Annotated in this window: 13 protein-coding genes; 4 read left to right on the top strand and 9 right to left on the bottom strand. The window is 62.5% G+C overall.

Going from position 1 to position 19,047, the window contains the following annotated elements; all coding sequences use genetic code 11:
* Positions 1-10 precede the first annotated feature (10 nt).
* The 7 genes from mazG to INT12_RS03655 all read right to left on the bottom strand — a co-directional run bounded on the left by mazG (position 11) and on the right by INT12_RS03655 (position 13,169).
* Complete coding sequence (gene mazG / locus INT12_RS03685; RefSeq protein ID WP_017845309.1) at positions 11-844, bottom strand: nucleoside triphosphate pyrophosphohydrolase; 834 nt, start codon at positions 842-844, stop codon at positions 11-13.
* Between the two features lie 153 nt (positions 845-997).
* Positions 998-3,241, bottom strand: coding sequence for a GTP diphosphokinase (relA, locus tag INT12_RS03680; protein ID WP_017845308.1), 2,244 nt, complete (start codon positions 3,239-3,241; stop codon positions 998-1,000).
* Positions 3,242-3,375: 134 nt separating this feature from the next.
* Positions 3,376-4,728 carry a 23S rRNA (uracil(1939)-C(5))-methyltransferase RlmD gene (gene rlmD, locus INT12_RS03675; RefSeq protein WP_193039551.1) on the bottom strand — a complete coding sequence of 451 codons (1,353 nt, stop codon included), beginning with the start codon at positions 4,726-4,728 and terminating at the stop codon, positions 3,376-3,378.
* Complete coding sequence (gene cysM / locus INT12_RS03670) at positions 4,728-5,630, bottom strand: cysteine synthase CysM (protein ID WP_017845306.1); 903 nt, start codon at positions 5,628-5,630, stop codon at positions 4,728-4,730. Before cysM ends, rlmD begins: the two co-directional genes overlap by 1 nt.
* Before the next feature lie 106 nt (positions 5,631-5,736).
* Positions 5,737-11,607: an NEL-type E3 ubiquitin ligase domain-containing protein gene (locus tag INT12_RS03665; protein ID WP_193039552.1), complete on the bottom strand. Its 5,871-nt coding sequence runs from the start codon at positions 11,605-11,607 to the stop codon at positions 5,737-5,739.
* A gap of 71 nt (positions 11,608-11,678) precedes the next feature.
* Positions 11,679-12,269: a tRNA-uridine aminocarboxypropyltransferase gene (locus INT12_RS03660; protein ID WP_169886426.1), complete on the bottom strand. Its 591-nt coding sequence runs from the start codon at positions 12,267-12,269 to the stop codon at positions 11,679-11,681.
* 6 nt (positions 12,270-12,275) lie between these two features.
* Complete coding sequence (locus INT12_RS03655) at positions 12,276-13,169, bottom strand: LysR family transcriptional regulator (RefSeq protein ID WP_017845303.1); 894 nt, start codon at positions 13,167-13,169, stop codon at positions 12,276-12,278.
* Between the two features lie 149 nt (positions 13,170-13,318).
* Here INT12_RS03655 and speB point away from each other — a divergent pair, with 149 nt between their 5' ends.
* From speB to INT12_RS03635, 4 genes are read left to right on the top strand one after another with little or no spacing between them, the layout of a single operon-like run.
* Complete coding sequence (gene speB / locus INT12_RS03650) at positions 13,319-14,269, top strand: agmatinase (RefSeq protein ID WP_017845302.1); 951 nt, start codon at positions 13,319-13,321, stop codon at positions 14,267-14,269.
* Positions 14,269-14,691 (top strand): YybH family protein, encoded by a 423-nt coding sequence (locus INT12_RS03645; protein WP_057003843.1) that lies wholly within the window; start codon positions 14,269-14,271, stop codon positions 14,689-14,691. The genes speB and INT12_RS03645 overlap by 1 nt, the downstream gene beginning before the upstream one ends.
* 21 nt (positions 14,692-14,712) lie before the next feature.
* Positions 14,713-16,224, top strand: coding sequence for a purine-cytosine permease family protein (locus INT12_RS03640; protein WP_193039553.1), 1,512 nt, complete (start codon positions 14,713-14,715; stop codon positions 16,222-16,224).
* A gap of 33 nt (positions 16,225-16,257) precedes the next feature.
* On the top strand, positions 16,258-17,640 hold the full coding sequence (locus INT12_RS03635; protein WP_017845299.1) for a sodium:solute symporter: 1,383 nt from the start codon (positions 16,258-16,260) through the stop codon (positions 17,638-17,640).
* Positions 17,641-17,798: 158 nt separating this feature from the next.
* Here INT12_RS03635 and INT12_RS31610 read toward each other — a convergent pair whose 3' ends face one another.
* Both INT12_RS31610 and ptrR read right to left on the bottom strand, forming a co-directional pair.
* Complete coding sequence (locus INT12_RS31610; RefSeq protein WP_017737772.1) at positions 17,799-17,921, bottom strand: PA1414 family protein; 123 nt, start codon at positions 17,919-17,921, stop codon at positions 17,799-17,801.
* Positions 17,922-18,060: 139 nt separating this feature from the next.
* Positions 18,061-18,954, bottom strand: coding sequence for a putrescine utilization regulator PtrR (gene ptrR, locus INT12_RS03630; protein ID WP_046382475.1), 894 nt, complete (start codon positions 18,952-18,954; stop codon positions 18,061-18,063).
* Between the last annotated feature and the right edge of the window lie 93 nt (positions 18,955-19,047).

Here is a 19,047-nt window from a genome sequence, read left to right as displayed (position 1 = left end):
AGGCAACTGCTCAACCGCAGCTGGACACGTTCTTTTCCTGGCGTTTGGCTTCGCCCCACAGGGCGTCCAACTCTTCGAGGGTGCAATCTTCCATGGATTGACGCGTATCGCGCAATGCCTGTTCGATAAATCGGAAACGTCGCTCGAATTTGGCATTGGCACCGCGCAAGGCGGTTTCCGGGTCGACCTTGAGGTGACGGGCCAGGTTGACCGCGGCAAACAGCAGGTCACCGACCTCATCGGCGATGGCCACTGCATCGTTATCGGCCATGGCTTCGAGTACTTCATCCAGCTCTTCGCGCACGTTATCCACCACCGGCAACGCAGCGGGCCAGTCGAAACCGACCTGGCTGGCGCGCTTCTGCAATTTGGCGGCACGGGACAGCGACGGCAAGGCGGTGGGCACATCGTCGAGCAGGGACAGTTGCTCGGGGGCGTCGGACTTTTCCGCGCGCTCCTCGGCCTTGATCTGCTCCCAACGCGTCTTGACCTGCTCTTCGCTCAACTGCGGGATATCCAGCGGCGCGTACAGATCGCCGGTGGGGAACACATGGGGATGACGTCGAATCAGCTTGCGGGTGATGCTGTCGATCACCCCGGCAAACTCGAAGCGCCCTTCTTCCTGTGCCAGCTGGCTGTAATACACCACTTGGAACAACAGGTCGCCCAATTCACCTTGCAGGTGATCGAAGTCGCCGCGCTCGATGGCGTCGGCGACTTCGTAGGCCTCTTCCAGGGTGTGCGGGACGATGCTCGCGTAGGTTTGCTTGATGTCCCACGGGCACCCGTATTGCGGGTCGCGCAGGCGATTCATCAGGTGCAGCAGGTCTTCAAGTGAATACATCTTTCTATTCCCGATCAGGTATGAACACCGCCGATCAACTGTGGGAGGGGGCTTGCCCCCGATTGCGGTGGATCAACCAAGAATCTGGTACCTGACACTCCGCTTTCGGGGGCAAGCCCCCTCCCACCTTTCAGACTGTGTTCATCCAGATGCTCATGGGGTACGGTTGCGCCGCGTCTCGATGATGTTCGGCAACTGGGAAATCCGCCCCAGCAACCGCCCCAACGCGTCCAGCCCCGGAATCTCGATGGTCAGGGACATCAACGCGGTGTTGTCCTCCTTGTTCGAGCGGGTGTTGACGGCCAGCACGTTGATCCGTTCGTTGAGCAGCACTTGCGACACGTCGCGCAGCAGACCGGAACGGTCGTAGGCACGGATGATGATGTCCACCGGATAGGTGAGCACCGGCACCGGGCCCCAGCTGACCTGGATGATCCGCTCCGGCTCGCGCCCGCCCAGTTGCAGCACCGAGGCGCAGTCCTGGCGGTGAATGCTCACGCCACGGCCCTGGGTGATGTAGCCGACGATGGCGTCGCCCGGCAGCGGCTGGCAGCAACCGGCCATTTGCGTCATCAGGTTGCCGACGCCCTGGATCTGGATATCGCCACGCTTGCCGGGCTTGTAGCCGGTGGCTTTGCGCGGGATCAGTTCCAGCTGTTCGTTGCCGCGCTCCGGCTCCACCAGTTGCTGGGCCAGGTTGACCAGTTGCGCCAGGCGCAGGTCGCCGGCACCGAGGGCGGCGAACATGTCTTCGGCGATCTTCATGTTGGCCTTTTCGGCCAGCTTGTCGAAGTCCACCTGAGGCAGGCCCAGGCGCGCCAGTTCGCGTTCGAGCAGGCTTTTGCCGGCGGCGACGTTCTGGTCGCGCGCCTGCAACTTGAACCAGTGGACGATCTTCGCCCGCGCCCGCGAGGTGGTGATGTAGCCCAGGTTCGGGTTCAGCCAGTCGCGGCTCGGCGTACCGTGCTTGCTGGTGATGATCTCGACCTGCTCGCCGGTCTGCAGGCTGTAGTTGAGCGGCACGATGCGCCCGTTGATCTTGGCGCCCCGGCAGTTGTGGCCGATTTCGGTGTGTACGCGGTAGGCGAAGTCCAGCGGCGTGGCGCCCTTCGGCAGGTCGATGGCGTGGCCGTCGGGGGTGAAGATGTAGACCCGGTCCGGCTCGATATCCACCCGCAGTTGTTCGGCCAGGCCGCCGATGTCGCCGAGTTCTTCGTGCCATTCCAGCACTTGGCGCAGCCAGGAGATCTTCTCTTCGTACTGGTTGGACCCGGCCTTGACGTCGGTGCCCTTGTAGCGCCAGTGCGCGCACACCCCCAGCTCCGCCTCTTCGTGCATGGCGTGGGTGCGGATCTGCACTTCCAACACCTTGCCCTCGGGGCCGATCACCGCAGTGTGCAGCGAGCGATAGCCGTTTTCCTTGGGGTTGGCGATGTAGTCGTCGAACTCCTTGGGGATGTGCCGCCACAGGGTGTGGACGATACCGAGCGCGGTGTAGCAGTCGCGCATTTCCGGCACCAGCACGCGCACGGCGCGCACGTCGTAGATCTGGCTGAAGGCCAGGCCCTTGCGCTGCATTTTGCGCCAGATCGAATAGATGTGCTTGGCGCGGCCGCTGATGTCGGCGTCGACGCCGGTAGCCTGCAACTCGGCGCGCAGCTGGCCCATCACGTCGGTGATGAAACGCTCGCGGTCGAGCCGGCGCTCATGCAGCAGCGTGGCGATCTGTTTGTATTGGTCGGGTTCGAGGTAGCGGAAGGACAAGTCCTCCAGCTCCCATTTGATATGACCGATGCCCAGGCGGTGCGCCAGCGGTGCGTAGATGTCGAAGACTTCGCGGGCCACGCGGTTGCGCTTTTCGTCGTCGGCGGTTTTCACCGCTCGGATCGCGCAGGTGCGTTCGGCCAGCTTGATCAAGGCGACGCGCACGTCGTCGACCATCGCCACCAGCATCTTGCGCAGGTTTTCCACCTGGCCCTGGGTGCCCAGCACCATGGACTGGCGCGGGCTGAGGCTGGCGCTGATGGCGGCCATGCGCAGCACGCCGTCGATCAGCTTGGCCACCACGGAGCCGAAGCGCTGGCCCACGGTGGCCAACGGGATATGCCCTTCACGCACGCCGCGATAGAGCACGGCAGCGATCAGCGAATCCTGGTCGAGCTTGAGATCGGCGAGGATCTCAGCGATTTCCAAGCCGGTGCGAAAGCTCGAAGTGCCTTCGGCCCACAGGTTCTTGGCCGCATTGTCTTGCTGTTCAGACTCACGAGCGAACTCGCAGGCTGCTTTCAAGGCTTCACGGTCCAGTGCCGGGTCGACACTGATGGCATGATCCAGCCATGCCTCGAGATTGATACTGCCGTCGGTGTTGATCGGCTGGTGTGCTCTCACCTGTACCATCTTGCTTACCTTCCCTACGACGCACCTTCGATGCGCCAAAAATCATCGCTGACCTGCTTTATCACTAAAGCTCACACACTCCCTGGCAGGTCACGGCCCAGGAGAATGCAGGCCAGTCGGATTAAACGGGCATCCTAGCCCGCCTCAAATAACGCCATCGCCTCGACATGCGCGGTTTGCGGAAACATGTCGAGGATCCCGGCACGTTTTAGCCGGTAACCCTGCTTGACCAACTCAACCGTGTCCCGCGCCAACGTCGCCGGATTGCAGGACACGTACACCAGGCGCTTGGCCCCCAGGCTGGCGAGCTTGCGCACAACCTCCTGGGCACCGTCGCGAGGTGGGTCCAAGAGTACCGCAGAAAAGCCCTGTTTGGCCCATTCCGCGTCAGTCAACGACTGGGACAAATCAGCCTGAAAAAACTGCACATTATGCAAATTATTGCTGACGGCATTCAGCGCCGCACGCTCGACCATGGCCTGCACGCCTTCCACCGCGACCACTTCGCGCACCTGGCGCGCAAGTGGCAGGGCGAAATTGCCCAGGCCGCAAAACAGGTCCAGCACGCGCTCATCGGCTTGCGGCGCCAGCCATTCGAGGGCCTGGGCCACCATCGCCGCGTTGACCCCGGCGTTGACCTGGACAAAATCGCCGGGCCGATACGCCAGCTCCAGATCCCACGGTTCCAACCGATAACCCAGGGCCTGGTCAGGCTCGACCGGCTCCGGCTGGCCCTCGCCATGCAGCCACAACTGGGCCTCATGGAAGGCGCAGAATTCTTTGAGGATCAGCAGATCGGCGTCGGACAACGGTGCCATATGGCGCAGCAATACGGCGATGGACGAACCGCTGAACAGCTCCACATGCCCCAATGCCTGCGGTTTGCTCAAGCGCCGCAGCATGTTGGGCAAACGCTGCATGATCGGTTGCAAGGCCTGTACCAGCACCGGGCAATCGTCGATGGCGACGATGTCCTGGCTGGCCACGGCGCGAAAGCCCACTTCCAGGGTCTTGGCCTTGGCGTCCCAGCGCACCGCCACGCGGGCGCGACGCCGATAGCTCAGCTCCGGGCCACTCAACGGTGCCGCCCACGCCTGCGGTTCGACCCCTGCCACACGCGACAGTTGCTCGGCGAGCATGCGCTGTTTCAGGGCAAGTTGTTCAGCATGGGGCAGGTGCTGCACGCTGCAACCGCCGCAACGGCCGAAGTGCGCGCATGGCGCCGGGCGCCGCAGTTCGCTGGGCTTGAACACACGCTCGGTGCGCGCCTCGACCACTTTGCCGTGGGCGCCCAATACCCGCGCTTCGACCTCTTCACCGGCCAGCGCTCCGTTGACGAACCAGGTGCGGCCTTCAAAGAACACGATGCCACGGCCGTCATTGGCCAGGCGCTCGATGGTCAGGCGTTGCTTCTTGCCCACCGGAATCTGTGGGGTACGGCTGCCGCCCGTCGGCTGGAAGCGCAGGCCTCTCTCGTGCTTGGCCATCAGTTGGGTTCGTCGAAAATGCCGGTCGACAAGTAACGGTCGCCACGGTCACAGATGATCGCGACGATCACCGCGTTTTCCACTTCCTTGGACAATCGCAACATGCCGGCCACGGCGCCGCCGGAGGACACACCGCAGAAGATGCCTTCTTCACGGGCCAGGCGGCGCGTGGTGTCTTCGGCTTCACGCTGGGCCATGTCGATGATGCGATCCACGCGCGTGGCGTTGTAGATCTTCGGCAAATACTCTTCGGGCCAGCGGCGAATCCCGGGGATCGACGCGCCTTCCATCGGTTGCAGGCCGACGATCTGGATCGCCGGGTTCTGCTCCTTGAGGTAGCGCGAGTTGCCCATGATGGTGCCGGTGGTGCCCATGGAGCTGACGAAATGAGTAATCGTGCCCTGGGTCTGGCGCCAGATTTCCGGGCCGGTGGTGGTGTAGTGCGCCTCGGGATTGTCGCCGTTGGCGAACTGGTCCAGCACCTGACCACGGCCTTCGGCGGCCATGCGCTCGGCGAGGTCGCGGGCGCCTTCCATGCCTTCTTCCTGGCTGACCAGGACCAATTCGGCACCGTAGGCGGTCATCGCTGCCTTACGCTCGGCGCTGCCATTGTCGGGCATGATCAGCACCATCTTGTAACCCTTGATCGCCGCGGCCATGGCCAGGGCGATCCCGGTGTTACCGGAGGTGGCTTCGATCAGGGTGTCGCCCGGCTTGATCTGCCCGCGCAGCTCGGCGCGCGTGATCATCGACAGCGCCGGACGGTCCTTGACGGAACCGGCCGGGTTGTTCCCTTCGAGCTTGAGCAACAGGGTATTGCTGGTTTCACCCGCCATGCGTTGCAAGCGGACCAGGGGCGTGTTGCCGACGCAATCGGCGATTGTAGGGTACTGCAAGGTCATGGCGTATTCGCAATCCAGACTGCGGGGCGAACATCATACCGGGAAAGCCTGGCGCGCCATATCACGCAAAGTGCGGTGCTTATGGCTTAAAGGCATAAGCACGCAATCAGCCGGTCACGAAGCGGGTCCACTCCTCGCGCGTCAGTTGCTCAATCAATTGCTCCTCGTCGTGCGCCCTCAAGGCTTGCACCTTACGCACCAGCAGCAGGTACGCGCCTTCGCTCATCTCCGCGCTTTCGACTTGCGCCTGCGCACGCTCCATTTCTCGATCGTATTGCCCAAGGCACGCGTCGAACCGCGATCGGTATTTACGCGCCAGAAACTGCCGCCAGTATTCTGCTTGCACCAATAAAGCCGGCCAGTCGAACTGAGCTTCGGCGGCCACGATCATTCCGTGCATCCTGGTGATTGAGTTCGGATTGGGGCCACCCAGTGTCCTGGCCAAACGCTCTTCGAATCCAAGGGGTAAATCCAGGCTGTGTGCCAACGCAATGCGGCTGGCAAGGATCATGCTGCTCACCACATCCCACGTTTGATGGCGGTCGAAACGCAACACCATCTCATCGATGGCCTGCAACCGTTTCAGGGCTCGAAAGTAATTCAAGAGTGGCGCCGCATCACCGTCCGTGTCGCGGGCGAGCAGTTCGATCGGCAGGAACTCAAGCTCCAGCGCATTGAGTGATAACAGCCAGCCATCCACCCCGCGATTGAGCTCGAAGCGGTGCTGAAACAGGATCACGGCCAGTTGCTCGTTATGGGTTGCACTCTCGATCAACTGCCACACGCGGCGCGTCAGGTCTTCTCGCAGCGCCCGAAAGCCGGTGGCGATGAGCGACGGATAGGCCGCGATACATGCCAGCAACTCAAAAAAACGATCAGACATCGGGCGCTGCTGCAGTTGCGCCCAAAGTGCCTGGTAGTGGGGAACCTCAGCGAAAGGCAGCACCGCCAACCATGTGTCGGGGCGTGTGGATGCCGCTGCGGGCTGGGCGCCCAGGCCAAAATCGATATCCGCCTGCCCCGGCCACTCACGGTAGCGGCGCATCATTTGCAGGGAGCCCTGTGAAAGCGGGTTGCCTTGCAAATTCATCGCTCGATGAACATTCGGGTAAATGAACAAATCGAGGCTGGTCAAGATCGATATTCGATTGTCACGCAAATCAAAGACCTCCAGTGATCGCAAGATGGCGGCGCCAAGGGGCAGGCTTTCAATTTGCGTATTGCGCAGGTTAAGCACGCGCAACTTCGTCAACCCATGCAGCTTCAAGCGCTGCCCCAGTCTCAGTGGGTTTGCCGATAAATCCAGTTTCACCAGGCTGGTCATTTCAGCGAGCAGTAGTACGTCCCCCAGTTGAAGCTTGAGCCGATTATTCGAGAGGTTGAGCAGCGATAAATAGCCCAGCTGTGCCAACCCGACGGGAAGGCGCTGCAGATGATTACCGTTGAAAAACACCCAGCGAAGCTGCGGAAAACACCTGAAAAAACTGGTTGGAATGGTTTCCAGCCGATTGTTTTTCAGGCTCAACAGTTTTACATGACCGAAATAGGCGCCCAGCGGCGGCAAATCATTTAATGCCAAGTCATCCAGGATGAGTTCATACGGTACCCCGCGAACGGAGTCTTCTTTAGCCCAGCAGCGCTGAATGCGCGCAGCCGCCTCACGTTGTGCGGGCAAGTCCTCGGGCTTACCCTGTCGGCACCATCGTTCAAGGTTGGCATTCAAGACGGCGCGCTCTCTGAACATGAAGTTGATCGCGCTTTCCCGCTCTCGGACGGAATCACTCAGGCCCTGGAGCAGCGCGAAGGCCTGCTCATCGGTTTTCGCCGGAAACAGCTGCCGCAGCTTGGCGACGTGTTCACGGTCCACCGGCCCCCAATGATCGCCGCCGCTCAACGGGTAACCCATGCGCCCATCCGCCAGGCGCCGTGGCGGGACGTACCAGGGGCGTCGCTGTGGGTCGAACAGGCTGAGGGCGCGTTGCGAACGCTGTTCGATCTCCCGGCGCAGCGCATCGTGGGTGTAGTGCAGCGCTTCACGTTCAGTCGACGGTAATGCGTCCAACAGCACCGCCAGGAACGCCCCGGGACGCCCGGTCGGTTGCCGTTCACCGTTCGCTTGAAGAATGTAGGCCTGATAATCCACGTCGACCGCTTCCAGTATCCGTCTGAGCGCGCCGTCGACCGGGCCGATGCTATCGATCAGGCGACCGCGCTCCCACACCTCGACCCGCAGGTGGTTCGGCCATCCGTCGATGTCCGGCAATGTATGCAGGATCAGTCTCGAGGTGTCTTCACTCGCTGCAGCCGGCAGATACAATCCCTCCAGCGCCCTGATCTTGCGCGCGACGCTCACCCGCCAACGCGCGGCCGACATCAGGCTCAAGGGGATGCGGCCGGCCTGCAGGCTGAGGCGCTCCTGCGCGGTGACGTCGCGCACCAGTTCTTCGGCGAGTGCCGCCGTCAAACTGGGAAAATCGCGCTGCAGCACCTGCGCCAATGGATCGCCCGATGGCTGCTGTTTTTGGCCCAGCGCCTTGAAAAACAGGCGCTCCATGTGGGGCCGGTTGCGCGCGACCTCGGCCTCGAGCACCGCGACTTGCTCGGCGCGGGTGGCCGCCGCCGGCCCCACCAACGTTTCGGTGCTGTCGGCACCGACCTCGCCGAGCAGCCTGTCGAAAAAATCCCGCCCCGTATCCACGCCGGTGTTGATCCGTTGATGCCGCATGAAGCGCTCGACGGTCTCCACCACGATTGCCGGCGCGCGCTCATTGCGCAGATGTATCCGGCGCAGGACGTCCGCTGTCACCCCGCTGATCTGCTGAATCTGCTCGATGGCATCCGCCGGCACTGCGCGGGTAAACGGCCCCAGGCGCTGGAACGCCTTGGCGCCGTCCCACGTCAGCGGGTTTTCCCATTCGTGCCGCCAGGCGCCGGCACCGTTGTGGCTCAACAGCGGGGCATACGCATCGTTCAGGGACGGGTGCAATAGGCGCCATGGCTGCTCCGCCACCTTGAAATAAGCATCGTCCAGCCACAGGTAGCGCTCCGCCCCCAGGTGGTAAAGGCCAAGGGCATCGGGCTCTGCGGCGATACGGGCGGTATCGACGTGACTGACGTAGTGCGCGATCTCGCGCCGGTCGGGATAAAACGCGCCATCCGGCGCACGATGGCGCAACAGGGCGCGAGCGACCTGACGCCGAAAGTCGGCAACGCTGTGCTCCGCGCTCAAGCCGAGTAGACGCCGGTCATCGTCGGACAGCTGGCGCATGACCGCCAGATAGAAACCGTTGGCACCACTCAGCATGGCGCCGGTGCGCGACTCACGGTGGTAATACGGCGAAAATCGCCCTTGGCCCTGATCAATGACCACCACGCTGCGGTCCTGCGCCCCCTGCGAAACATAGGGCAGCGCTTGCGTGGCCGGGCTGACGAGCAACGCCTGGGCGCTGCCGTCGCGCAGTACGCTGTGGGCGAAATGCGCGGCCCAATCCTGGGTTTGCCGGTCAAATCGGCGCGGATGAAAAAGCCCATCGACGATGGCTTCGCGGCGCGTCACCAGGCGTGCGGCGCGCAATGCGTCGTAAAGCGCCTCGGGTTGCAGTTGCGACTGCAGCAGCTGGGTTTGCTGATGCTCCGATAACGGGTGTTCGCGCAACACCTCCAGCAACCGCGCCATGCTCAGTTCGGGGTGCAAGGCCCGTAGTTGGGTAATCACCGCCGGTACGGGCTGGTCGGGGCTGACGCGCTCGGGCAACAATTTGAGTACCGATGCACTGGCGCCCACCGCGTCAGCACGGCAGGTGTCGGCAAACCGCGTGAGCGCGTCAAACAGGTCGATCCCCAAGGCCTTGGCTTTAGTCGCCAATTGCTGGCGAAGCAACTGCGCGTCACCCGAAACAAGCGTCGGCACCAACGCCACAATGGCCTGTGCCACATGGGCGGTGAAGCGGCGCGGCGTGGCATAGGCGAACTCATGATTTTCCAGCGCGGTCAGCGTAACCACTGCCGTTGTCGCACGCGTTGCCTCCTTATTGTAGCGACGCACCTCCAGGCCCTGATGGTCTTCAATGCTCAACGACATTCCCGCCGGCCAACCCTCCAACTGAGTGAGCAGCGGCGCCATGACGTCCAGCGCGTCGACGGGTGCGGGGCGGCTGGGGTCGGCGCCTGCGGCCAGCCAATCGATCAGCCGGTCGGCGCGCAACCGATGCACGGCGTCGACCAAAGACGCCGACGCCGGCGCGCCCTCCCATACCTGGTTCAAGGTCTGTGCCGAGGTCGCGCTCGTTTCGAGCAAAATCTCGATTTGCCGTGGCAATACGTCCTGGCTGCCGAGCATTCTTTCGAGCACCTGCGGGCTCGACAGATGCCGGTGTTCAGGCACGGCGCTGTAGCGCTGGGACAAGCGTTGATACAAGTGCTGATGGCGACGCAACACGCTGCGCCCCAAACGCGTATGCAATCGACCACTGATCAGTAAATCGGCAAGGTCGGCAAACCCCTGGAGCAATTCGGCAGGCTCGCCGAGCAGCGCCTGCCGCCCCCCTTCGACCAACGCTTGCTCCATCGCTATGAACATCGCAAACGCCCTCACCCGCCCCAACCCTTTTAACGCCCCCGGCACCGGGATCAGCAGCACATCAAGGATTTCACCGATCAGGGTCTGGAACAGCTCGATCATGGTGGGCATGAAACCGGGCGTCTGGTGCGCCAATTCCTGCAGATTGGCGCGACTGCGCTCGCGATAGAAATCGTTCAGGCTCAGCGCCGGGGACTTTTGCACGACGTTGCGCACATAGCCGACTTTATCGACGATATTGACGCTCGGAATGACACGGGCCAGCCAGTCGACCAGTTTTTCCAACCCCTCAAGGTCGCGACGCGGCTGCGCGGTTTTACCGATTTGCTTGAGTCGCGCACAGTCACGCAGCCACATGATCTGATACAGCCAATCGACCCGCCCCGCGCGGTAGGCCGCATGAAACTCCGCATGAAACACCTCGCAGGCTTGCCGATGGCTGGCATGATGACGCAGGGACCCGCCGGGGCGATTCGGGATAAAACTGAAAGCCCCCTTGCAACCGCTGACGGAAAAAACGATGTGGGGAATGCTCAAGCTGTCGCCGGGAGGCTGGCCGGCGTAATGCCCGACCAAGCCGATCGATTGGGGCAACCAACTGATGTTGTCCGTCCCATGGGGCACGAAAAGCAGCATTTCCTCTACGCGCTCCCAGCGCGCTTCTCCCGCCAGCGCACGTTTCACCTGCTGATATTTGTCCCGGTCGACGCGGCTGGCTTCGGTGTTTCTCAAGGCCTCGATGAGGGCGAACTCAAACTCGGCATTCGCCAACCGCATGATGCTGCTGCCCAGCGAGGCGTTGGCCTGCAGCGCCTGGTCGAGACGGCGACGCAGTTGCCCGCCGAGATCGAGCCGGCGCACCAGCGCAATGAATTGGCCGGCGGTCGCGTTGATGTTCCTGTCGAGGTAACTGGCATCGGCCAGGCCGGTGCGGCCGGGGTAGCTCCAGCCGGTCAGGCCGTCATAGTTCATACAGGCGGCGTCCCATAAGGTCACGCTAGAGATCTTGATCTCATCGCCTTTCAATTCGCGCCGGACGCGACCGGAGTGCTTGAGGTAGCGGGTATTGATCTTCGCTACCTTGGGGTCGATGTACTGGCCGGTCAGGGTTATCAACGCGCTGCGCAACGACTCCAGGGCATGTAGCTCGAACGCTTCGGTGAGTTGGCGGATGCCCTGCTCCATGGTGTGCTGCGCATCAATCCAGGCCCTTTGCAGGCGCACGTACTCACGTTTTTCGGCAAGATCGAGCCCGCCGAGAAGGCCGTCGAACTCAGCTCTCAAGCCATCCAGGGCTTGCAGGACTGACCACTCCAGGCCGGCCATCAAGGGTGCGCGCTGCTGCGCGATAAAAGCGCTCAGCGTGTCCTGCGGTGTGGGGGTAATCGGCTCGCTCATGGCTCTGCTCCTGAAAAGCTCAGCCTATCGCCTCGCCGTCAGCGTCTCAGGTAGCTATGTAGCGCCATGGATCAGCCGTGGTTCTTGTCGAAAACCGCCGGTCCCATCGCCGCAATCTGGCCCTCGATCAACGCATCGAAGGGTTTGAGTAACGGCTCGAAAGAAGTGGGCGCCTCCAGCACCTGCAACGCCTGCACAATCGCCTCCACCGTCGACAAGGCGCCGGGGCCCGGCGCCTTGCGCAGCCGGTAGCGCGAGACGGCGCCCGCGGCCAGCGTCACCCTGGGCAGCGCCGCCAGCAGCGGGTTGAGGTGCAACAGCTTGCGCGCCTTGCGCCAGGTGCCGTCGGGGACCACCAGCAACAACGGCCCGTCGCTCGGCCCATAAGCCTGCAGCGGCTGGGCATCGTCTGCCGGAAACAAGAGGCGCGCCTGATAGCCGGGCGGGTTCAGCAAGCTCGGCAGATCGTCGAATACCTCGCCCACCACCAACTGCGCATTGTTCAAACCCAACGCCGCCAACCGCGCGGTATTGAGCGCATGGTTGACCTCGCTCGGGTGCTGCAGCAGCAACACGCGGGTGCGGCTGTCGAGGCTGGGGATCAGCGCGCACAGGCAATGGGCGGCGGGCCGCAGGCAACGGGAACACTGGGGTCTGGACATGGTTTTTCAGGCCTGGTTGAGCTGGGTTTTGAGCAAGTCGCGAAACGTCTGGATCAGCGGCTCGCGGCTACGGCCACGGCGCATGATCATCGAGAACGGCGCCTGGTAGCCGAAGGTCGCCGGCAGCAGCACGCGCAGGTCGCCCTTGTCGGCCCAGGCCTGGGCGTAGTGTTCGGGCAGGTAGCCGATGTAGGCGCCGGACAGCACCAGGATCAGTTGCGCCTCCATACTTTCCACGGTGGCGGCGCTGTGCTTGAAGCCGTGGCGCGCCAGCTCCGCCTGGCTCCAGTAGCCGCGCCCGACCATGCGCTGCTGGGTGATCACCTGTTCGGGGATGCGCCGCTCATTGAACAGCGGGTGCCGGGTGCTGCAATACAACCAGTGTTGTTCACGGTACAGCGGCATGTAGATCAGCCCGCTCATGCGGTTGGAGAACGCGCCGATGGCCAGGTCCAGGCGGTTGTCCTGCACGCCCAGTTGCAGTTCGTAAGGGCTCAGCACCGACAAATGCAGGTGCACCGCCGGGTGTTCCAGGCTGTAGGCGCCGATCACCTCGGCGAACGGCAGGGCCTTGTCGCTGACGGTGGAGTCGAGCACGCCGAGCTTGAGCGTGCCGCGCAGCTCGCCTTTGAGCGCGGCGGCGTATTGCTCGAAACCTTCCAGTTCGCCCAGTAGCCGCAGAGTCTCCTGATGGAACAACTCACCCTTGCTGGTCAGGCTGAACCCGCCCCGGCCACGGTGGCACAGCACCAGGCCCAACGCCGATTCGAGCTGGCTCATATAGGTGCTGATCGCCGAGGTCGACAGGTTGAGCTCGTGCTGCGCATTGGCGAACCCCTGGTGACGCACGACGCTGACGAAGATGCGCAGGAGTTTCAGGTCAGGCAAGGCGTTGGCCATGGTCGGCTCCGGGGAGGTGATCGCAGTAGTCTACCTGCCGGCATTAGTTTAGAAAAATCTGAACTAAGTATTTGCCTCTGCCGATTCTTCCCACCCCGGGCTTTTCGCAGAATCGGCCGCTAATAAACACAACACGATGAGGCAATCCCGTGGACAAGATTTTCCACCAACCACTGGGCGGCAACGAAATGCCGCGCTTCGCCGGCATCGCCACCATGATGCGTCTTCCCCATTTGCAATCGGCCAAGGGCCTGGATGCGGCCTTTATCGGCGTGCCGCTGGACATCGGCACCTCGCTGCGCGCCGGCACCCGCTTCGGGCCCCGGGAAATCCGCGCCGAATCGGTGATGATCCGCCCGTACAACATGGCCACCGGTGCCGCGCCGTTCGATTCGCTGTCGGTGGCCGATATCGGCGACGTGGCGATCAACACCTTCAACCTGCTCGACGCCGTGCGGATCATTGAAGAAGCCTACGACGAGATCCTCGAACACAACGTCATCCCCATGACCCTGGGCGGCGACCACACCATCACCCTGCCGATCCTGCGGGCGATCCACAAAAAGCACGGCAAGGTCGGGCTGGTCCACATCGATGCCCATGCCGACGTCAACGACCACATGTTCGGCGAGAAGATCGCCCACGGCACCACCTTCCGCCGTGCGGTGGAAGAAGGCCTGCTCGATTGCGACCGCGTGGTACAGATCGGCCTGCGCGCCCAGGGCTACACCGCCGAAGACTTCAACTGGAGCCGCAAGCAAGGCTTTCGCGTGGTGCAGGCCGAAGAATGCTGGCACCACTCCCTCGCGCCGTTGATGGCCGAAGTGCGCGAAAAAGTCGGTGGCGGCCCGGTGTACCTGAGCTTTGACATCGACGGCATCGACCCGGCCTGGGCGCCCGGCACCGGCACTCCGGAAATCGGCGGGCTGACCACTATCCAGGCGATCGAAATCATCCGTGGCTGCCAGGGCCTCGACCTGATTGGTTGCGATCTGGTAGAAGTTTCGCCGCCTTACGACACCACCGGCAACACCTCGTTGCTGGGCGCCAACCTGCTGTACGAAATGCTCTGCGTACTGCCCGGCGTGGCGCACCGCTGATGAGCACCCATGAGGTGTTGAAAGCGGCGGCCGACCTAGTGTCGGCCTTCGCACGCAACGACCGCGAAGCTTACTTCGGCGCGTTCAGCGCCGATGCCAGCTTCGTGTTCTACACCCTGCCCCAGCCGCTGCTCAGTCGCGATGCCTACCAGGCATTGTGGGACAGCTGGCGCCGGGACGAGGGGTTCGAGGTGCTGTCCTGCGTCTCGAGCAACGCCGTTGTCAGCCTGCAGGGTGATGTGGCGATTTTTATGCATGACGTGGCCACCGAGCTGCGCATGAACGGGGAGCAATTCAATAGCCAGGAACGCGAGACCATTGTCTTCAGACGGCAAGGGTTGGACGTACAACAAAAACAAGGCCTGTGGCTGGCCTGTCACGAACATTTGTCCGCTATGCCGGAAGGGCTGCCGCCCCCTTAGCCAATGTGATCGGAGCTGATCATGAATAATAAAAACAACGAAAACAGTATTCGCAAGATAGAAACCAACGGGGTCGAACAGATCCCGGACCATGAACGTACCGCCGGGCCCAAGGATCTGTTTCGCCTGATCTTCGGCGGTGCCAATACCTTTGCCACAGCGGTGTTGGGTGCCTTTCCGGTGCTGTTCGGCCTGTCGTTCCAGGCCGGTGTCTGGGCGATTGTGCTGGGCGTGCTGGTGGGTGCGCTGATCCTGGCGCCCATGGGCCTGTTCGGGCCGATCAATGGCACCAACAATGCTGTGTCGTCCGGGGCGCACTTCGGTGTCCACGGGCGGATCGTCGGCTCGTTTCTGTCATTGCTGACGGCGATTGCCTTCTTCTCACTGTCGGTGTGGAGTTCGGGCGATGCGCTGGTCGGCGGTGCGAAGCGGCTGATCGGCCTGCCGGAAACCGACCTGACCCTGGGCCTGGCCTACGGCGTGTTTGCCATCCTGGTGCTGACGGTCTGTATCTACGGCTTTCGCTTCATGCTGTGGGTCAACCGCATCGCGGTGTGGGCGGCGAGCCTGCTGTTTCTGTTGGGGATCTTCGCGTTCGCGCCGACCTTCGACAGCCACTTCGCCGGCAGCGTGGCCCTCGGCCAGAGCGGCTTCTGGGCCGCGTTTATCGGTGCGGCGCTAGTGGCCATGAGCAACCCGATCTCCTTCGGCGCGTTCCTCGGTGACTGGTCGCGCTACATCCCGCGTGAAACGCCGAAAATTCGCATCATGCTGGCGGTGGTCGCGGCACAGATCGCCACCTTGATCCCGTTCCTGTTCGGCTTGGCCACCGCGACCATCGTCGCGGTCAGGGCACCGGACTACATCGCGGCCAACAACTACGTCGGCGGCCTGCTGGCGGTGGCGCCGAGCTGGTTCTTCCTGCCGGTGTGCCTGATCGCGGTGATCGGCGGCATGTCCACCGGCACCACGTCGCTGTATGGCACGGGGTTGGACATGTCCAGCGTGTTCCCGCGCCTGCTGTCGCGGGTCAAGGCCACGCTGCTGATCGGGGTGATGTCTATCGCCTTCATCTTTATCGGACGTTTCGCCGCCAACCTGGTGCAGAGCGTGTCGACCTTCGCGGTGCTGATCATCACCTGCACCACCCCGTGGATGGTGATGATGATCATCGGCCTGATCGTGCGTCGCGGCTTCTACTGCCCGGACGACCTGCAGGTATTTACCCGCGGCGAACGCGGCGGGCGCTACTGGTTCAGCCATGGCTGGAACTGGCGCGGCCTGGGGGCCTGGATTCCGAGCGCGTGGGTGGGGCTGTGCTTCGTCAACCTGCCGGGGCAGTTTGTCGGGCCATTGGGCAACCTCGCCGAGGGCATCGATATCAGCCTGCCGGTGACATTGGGGCTGGCCTCGGTGGTGTACCTGAGCTTGCTGCGCCTGTTCCCGGAACCGGCTGCCGTGTACGGCCCTACCGATCCACGCAGCGAACGCACGGACGTGCGCGCTGAACCGGCGCTGCAAAAAGCCGCCTGACTTCCATAAAAAAATAATCGGAGACCCGCCGTCATGGCTTTGGATTTATTCGTCGTCCTCATCTACGCCGCCGGCATGCTCGTGCTCGGCTATTACGGCATGCGCCGCGCCAAGACCCACGAAGACTACCTGGTCGCCGGGCGCAATCTCGGCCCGTCGCTGTACATGGGCACCATGGCCGCCACGGTATTGGGCGGCGCGTCCACCGTCGGCACCGTGCGCCTGGGGTATGTCCACGGCATCTCCGGCTTCTGGCTGTGCGCCGCGCTGGGCATGGGGATCATCGCGCTGAACCTGTTCCTGGCCAAGCCGTTGCTCAAGCTGAAAATCTTCACCGTCACCCAGGTCCTGGAAAAACGCTACAACCCCATGGCCCGCCAGGCGAGCGCAGTGATCATGCTGGCCTACGCGCTGATGATCGGTGTGACCTCGATCCTGGCCATCGGCACCGTGCTGCAGGTGCTGTTCGGCCTGCCCTTCTGGATTTCGGTGCTGCTCGGCGGTGGCGTGGTGGTGATGTACTCGACCATCGGCGGCATGTGGTCGCTGACCCTGACCGACATCGTGCAGTTCGTGATCAAGACCGTCGGCCTGATGTTTATCCTGCTGCCGATCTGCCTGTACCGCGTCGGCGGCTGGGACGAACTGGTGGCCAAGCTGCCGGCGTCGAACTTCAGCTTCACCGCGATCGGCTGGGACACGATCATCACCTACTTCATGATCTACTTTTTCGGCATCCTGATCGGCCAGGACATCTGGCAACGGGTGTTCACCGCCCGTGACGAAAAGGTCGCCCAGTACGCAGGCACTTTCGCCGGTTTCTACTGCATTCTCTACGGCCTGGCCTGTGCGTTGATCGGCATGGCGGCCCATGTGCTGATTCCCGATCTGGATAACGTCAACAACGCGTTCGCCGCGATCGTCAAAGTGTCGCTGCCCGATGGCATTCGTGGGTTGGTGATTGCGGCGGCGTTGGCGGCGATGATGTCGACGGCCAGCGCCGGCTTGCTGGCGGCGTCCACCGTGTTGACCGAGGACCTGCTGCCACGTTTGCGCGGCGGCAAGCAGTCGAGCCTGAACATCAACCGCCTGTTCACCCTGCTGACCGGTATCGCGGTGCTGGGCATCGCGCTGGTGGTGAACGATGTGATCAGTGCCCTGACCCTGGCTTACAACCTGTTGGTGGGGGGCATGCTGATCCCGCTGATCGGGGCGATTTTCTGGAAGCGCGCGACGACTTCGGGGGCGATTACGTCCATGACCCTAGGCTTCGTGACGGCGTTGGTGTTCATGTTCAAGGACGGCTTGGACGCGAACACGCCGATCTACTACAGCCTGGCGGTGGCGTTGGTGAGTTTTGTCGGGGTGAGCCTGTTGTCGCGCCGACCTGAAACGGAACCGGCGCGAGCCGCCTGAACAAGCACGCGGGAAATCAGGTTTTCTTCAGCGGGTGCGACGTCGGATGTCGCACTCGTTTTTTTTGCGTGGCGTACCACGCATCGCGAGGGCGGGTTTGCTTGCTCCCACACAAGCCCGTTCCTACATAGATTCTGCGGTGTTCCGACGACTGCGGTTCAACGCCGACGTGGACGACGCTGCTCATCATCCGTGCGAATGGGCACCGGCTGCAGCGGGGGCTCGATCAGGCCCAGCGCAACGCCAAGGTCGTGGAGCCAGGTTTGGATTTTCTCTTTCATGATTGCCCCCTTTGAGGGTAGTGCGGGTCGGCGGAAATTCTTTCGCCTCTTCCTACAAATAATAGCCCTAACTCCTACACATTGCATGAACGAAACCACAACGAACTATTACCAAATTCATGCAAATACGACAGATCGGTCAGGCGATCGCCCGGCTATCTTGCAGGAACCCTGCCTGGCCTTCGCGCTGCAGTTCGATCCATGCGTTGAGATTAGCGCCGAGCATACCCTTTCGCCACATCAGCCAGGTGGTCGCAGTGGCAAAAGGCTCAGATAGGGGATGAACGGACACGCTGTCCTTGCCTGGCAGGCTGTCGAGCATGGATTCGGACATCAAGGCCACGCCGGAACCGGCGATCACGCAGGCGAGCATGCCTTGATAAGACTCGATCTCAATGGCACGGCCCATCGCCACGTGCTCGTGGGAAAACCACGTCTCCAAACGTCGGCGATAGGAACAACTGCGTCGGAAGGTGAACACTGCGCGGCCGGCAACATCCTGAGGGCCGAGTACTGGCGGGTGGTCGGCTTCGCAAATCAGCATCAGCTTTTCGTCGCACAAGGGCACACCGTCCAGGGACGCGATAGTCAGCGGGCCGTCGACCAGCGCCGCGTCGAGACGCCCGGTGATCAAGCCTTCGAGCAGCTCGCCGCTGGGCGCCGATTGCACCTGCAGATTCACCATCGGATACGCCTTGTGATAGCGCGCCAACAGTTTCGGTAAGTGAATCGCGGCGGTGCTGTACATGCTGCCCAGCACAAAGTCACCGGCCGGTTGCCCGCCTTGCACGGCACCGTGGGCTTCGTCGTGCAGCGCCAGCAGACGGGTGCTGTAGTCCAGCAACACTTTGCCCGCAGGGGAAAGCTGCAGGCGTTGGCGTTCACGAACGAACAACTCGACGCCCAGTTGCTCCTCCATCTGCTTGAGCCGGGTCGACAGGTTCGATGGCACGCGGTGCAAGCGCTCGGCAGCGCGGGTGATGGAGCCCTCTTCCGCCACGGCCTGGAAAATGCGCAATTGACTGAACTCCATACCTTTCTCCAAAACTGAACAAGTTGCTCACTATTATTCATTTTTACAGAAAGTCAATCCACCTTAGCCTGCACGTCATTCGCTTTCCCGCAG

This window comes from Pseudomonas sp. K8 (assembly GCF_014889455.1).
GTDB lineage: Bacteria > Pseudomonadota > Gammaproteobacteria > Pseudomonadales > Pseudomonadaceae > Aquipseudomonas > Aquipseudomonas veronii.
This window is presented reverse-complemented; position numbering and strand designations above follow the sequence as displayed.

Coding starts and splice junctions, on each gene's coding strand:
- relA (WP_017845308.1), bottom strand. CDS start 3,241: ATGGTACAGGTGAGAGCACACCAGCCGATCAACACCGACGGCAGTATC.
- ptrR (WP_046382475.1), bottom strand. CDS start 18,954: ATGGAGTTCAGTCAATTGCGCATTTTCCAGGCCGTGGCGGAAGAGGGC.
- INT12_RS03660 (WP_169886426.1), bottom strand. CDS start 12,269: ATGTCCAGACCCCAGTGTTCCCGTTGCCTGCGGCCCGCCGCCCATTGC.
- INT12_RS31610 (WP_017737772.1), bottom strand. CDS start 17,921: ATGAAAGAGAAAATCCAAACCTGGCTCCACGACCTTGGCGTTGCGCTG.
- INT12_RS03665 (WP_193039552.1), bottom strand. CDS start 11,607: ATGAGCGAGCCGATTACCCCCACACCGCAGGACACGCTGAGCGCTTTT.
- INT12_RS03640 (WP_193039553.1), top strand. CDS start 14,713: ATGAATAATAAAAACAACGAAAACAGTATTCGCAAGATAGAAACCAAC.
- INT12_RS03635 (WP_017845299.1), top strand. CDS start 16,258: ATGGCTTTGGATTTATTCGTCGTCCTCATCTACGCCGCCGGCATGCTC.
- cysM (WP_017845306.1), bottom strand. CDS start 5,630: ATGACCTTGCAGTACCCTACAATCGCCGATTGCGTCGGCAACACGCCC.
- INT12_RS03655 (WP_017845303.1), bottom strand. CDS start 13,169: ATGGCCAACGCCTTGCCTGACCTGAAACTCCTGCGCATCTTCGTCAGC.
- INT12_RS03645 (WP_057003843.1), top strand. CDS start 14,269: ATGAGCACCCATGAGGTGTTGAAAGCGGCGGCCGACCTAGTGTCGGCC.
- mazG (WP_017845309.1), bottom strand. CDS start 844: ATGTATTCACTTGAAGACCTGCTGCACCTGATGAATCGCCTGCGCGAC.
- rlmD (WP_193039551.1), bottom strand. CDS start 4,728: ATGGCCAAGCACGAGAGAGGCCTGCGCTTCCAGCCGACGGGCGGCAGC.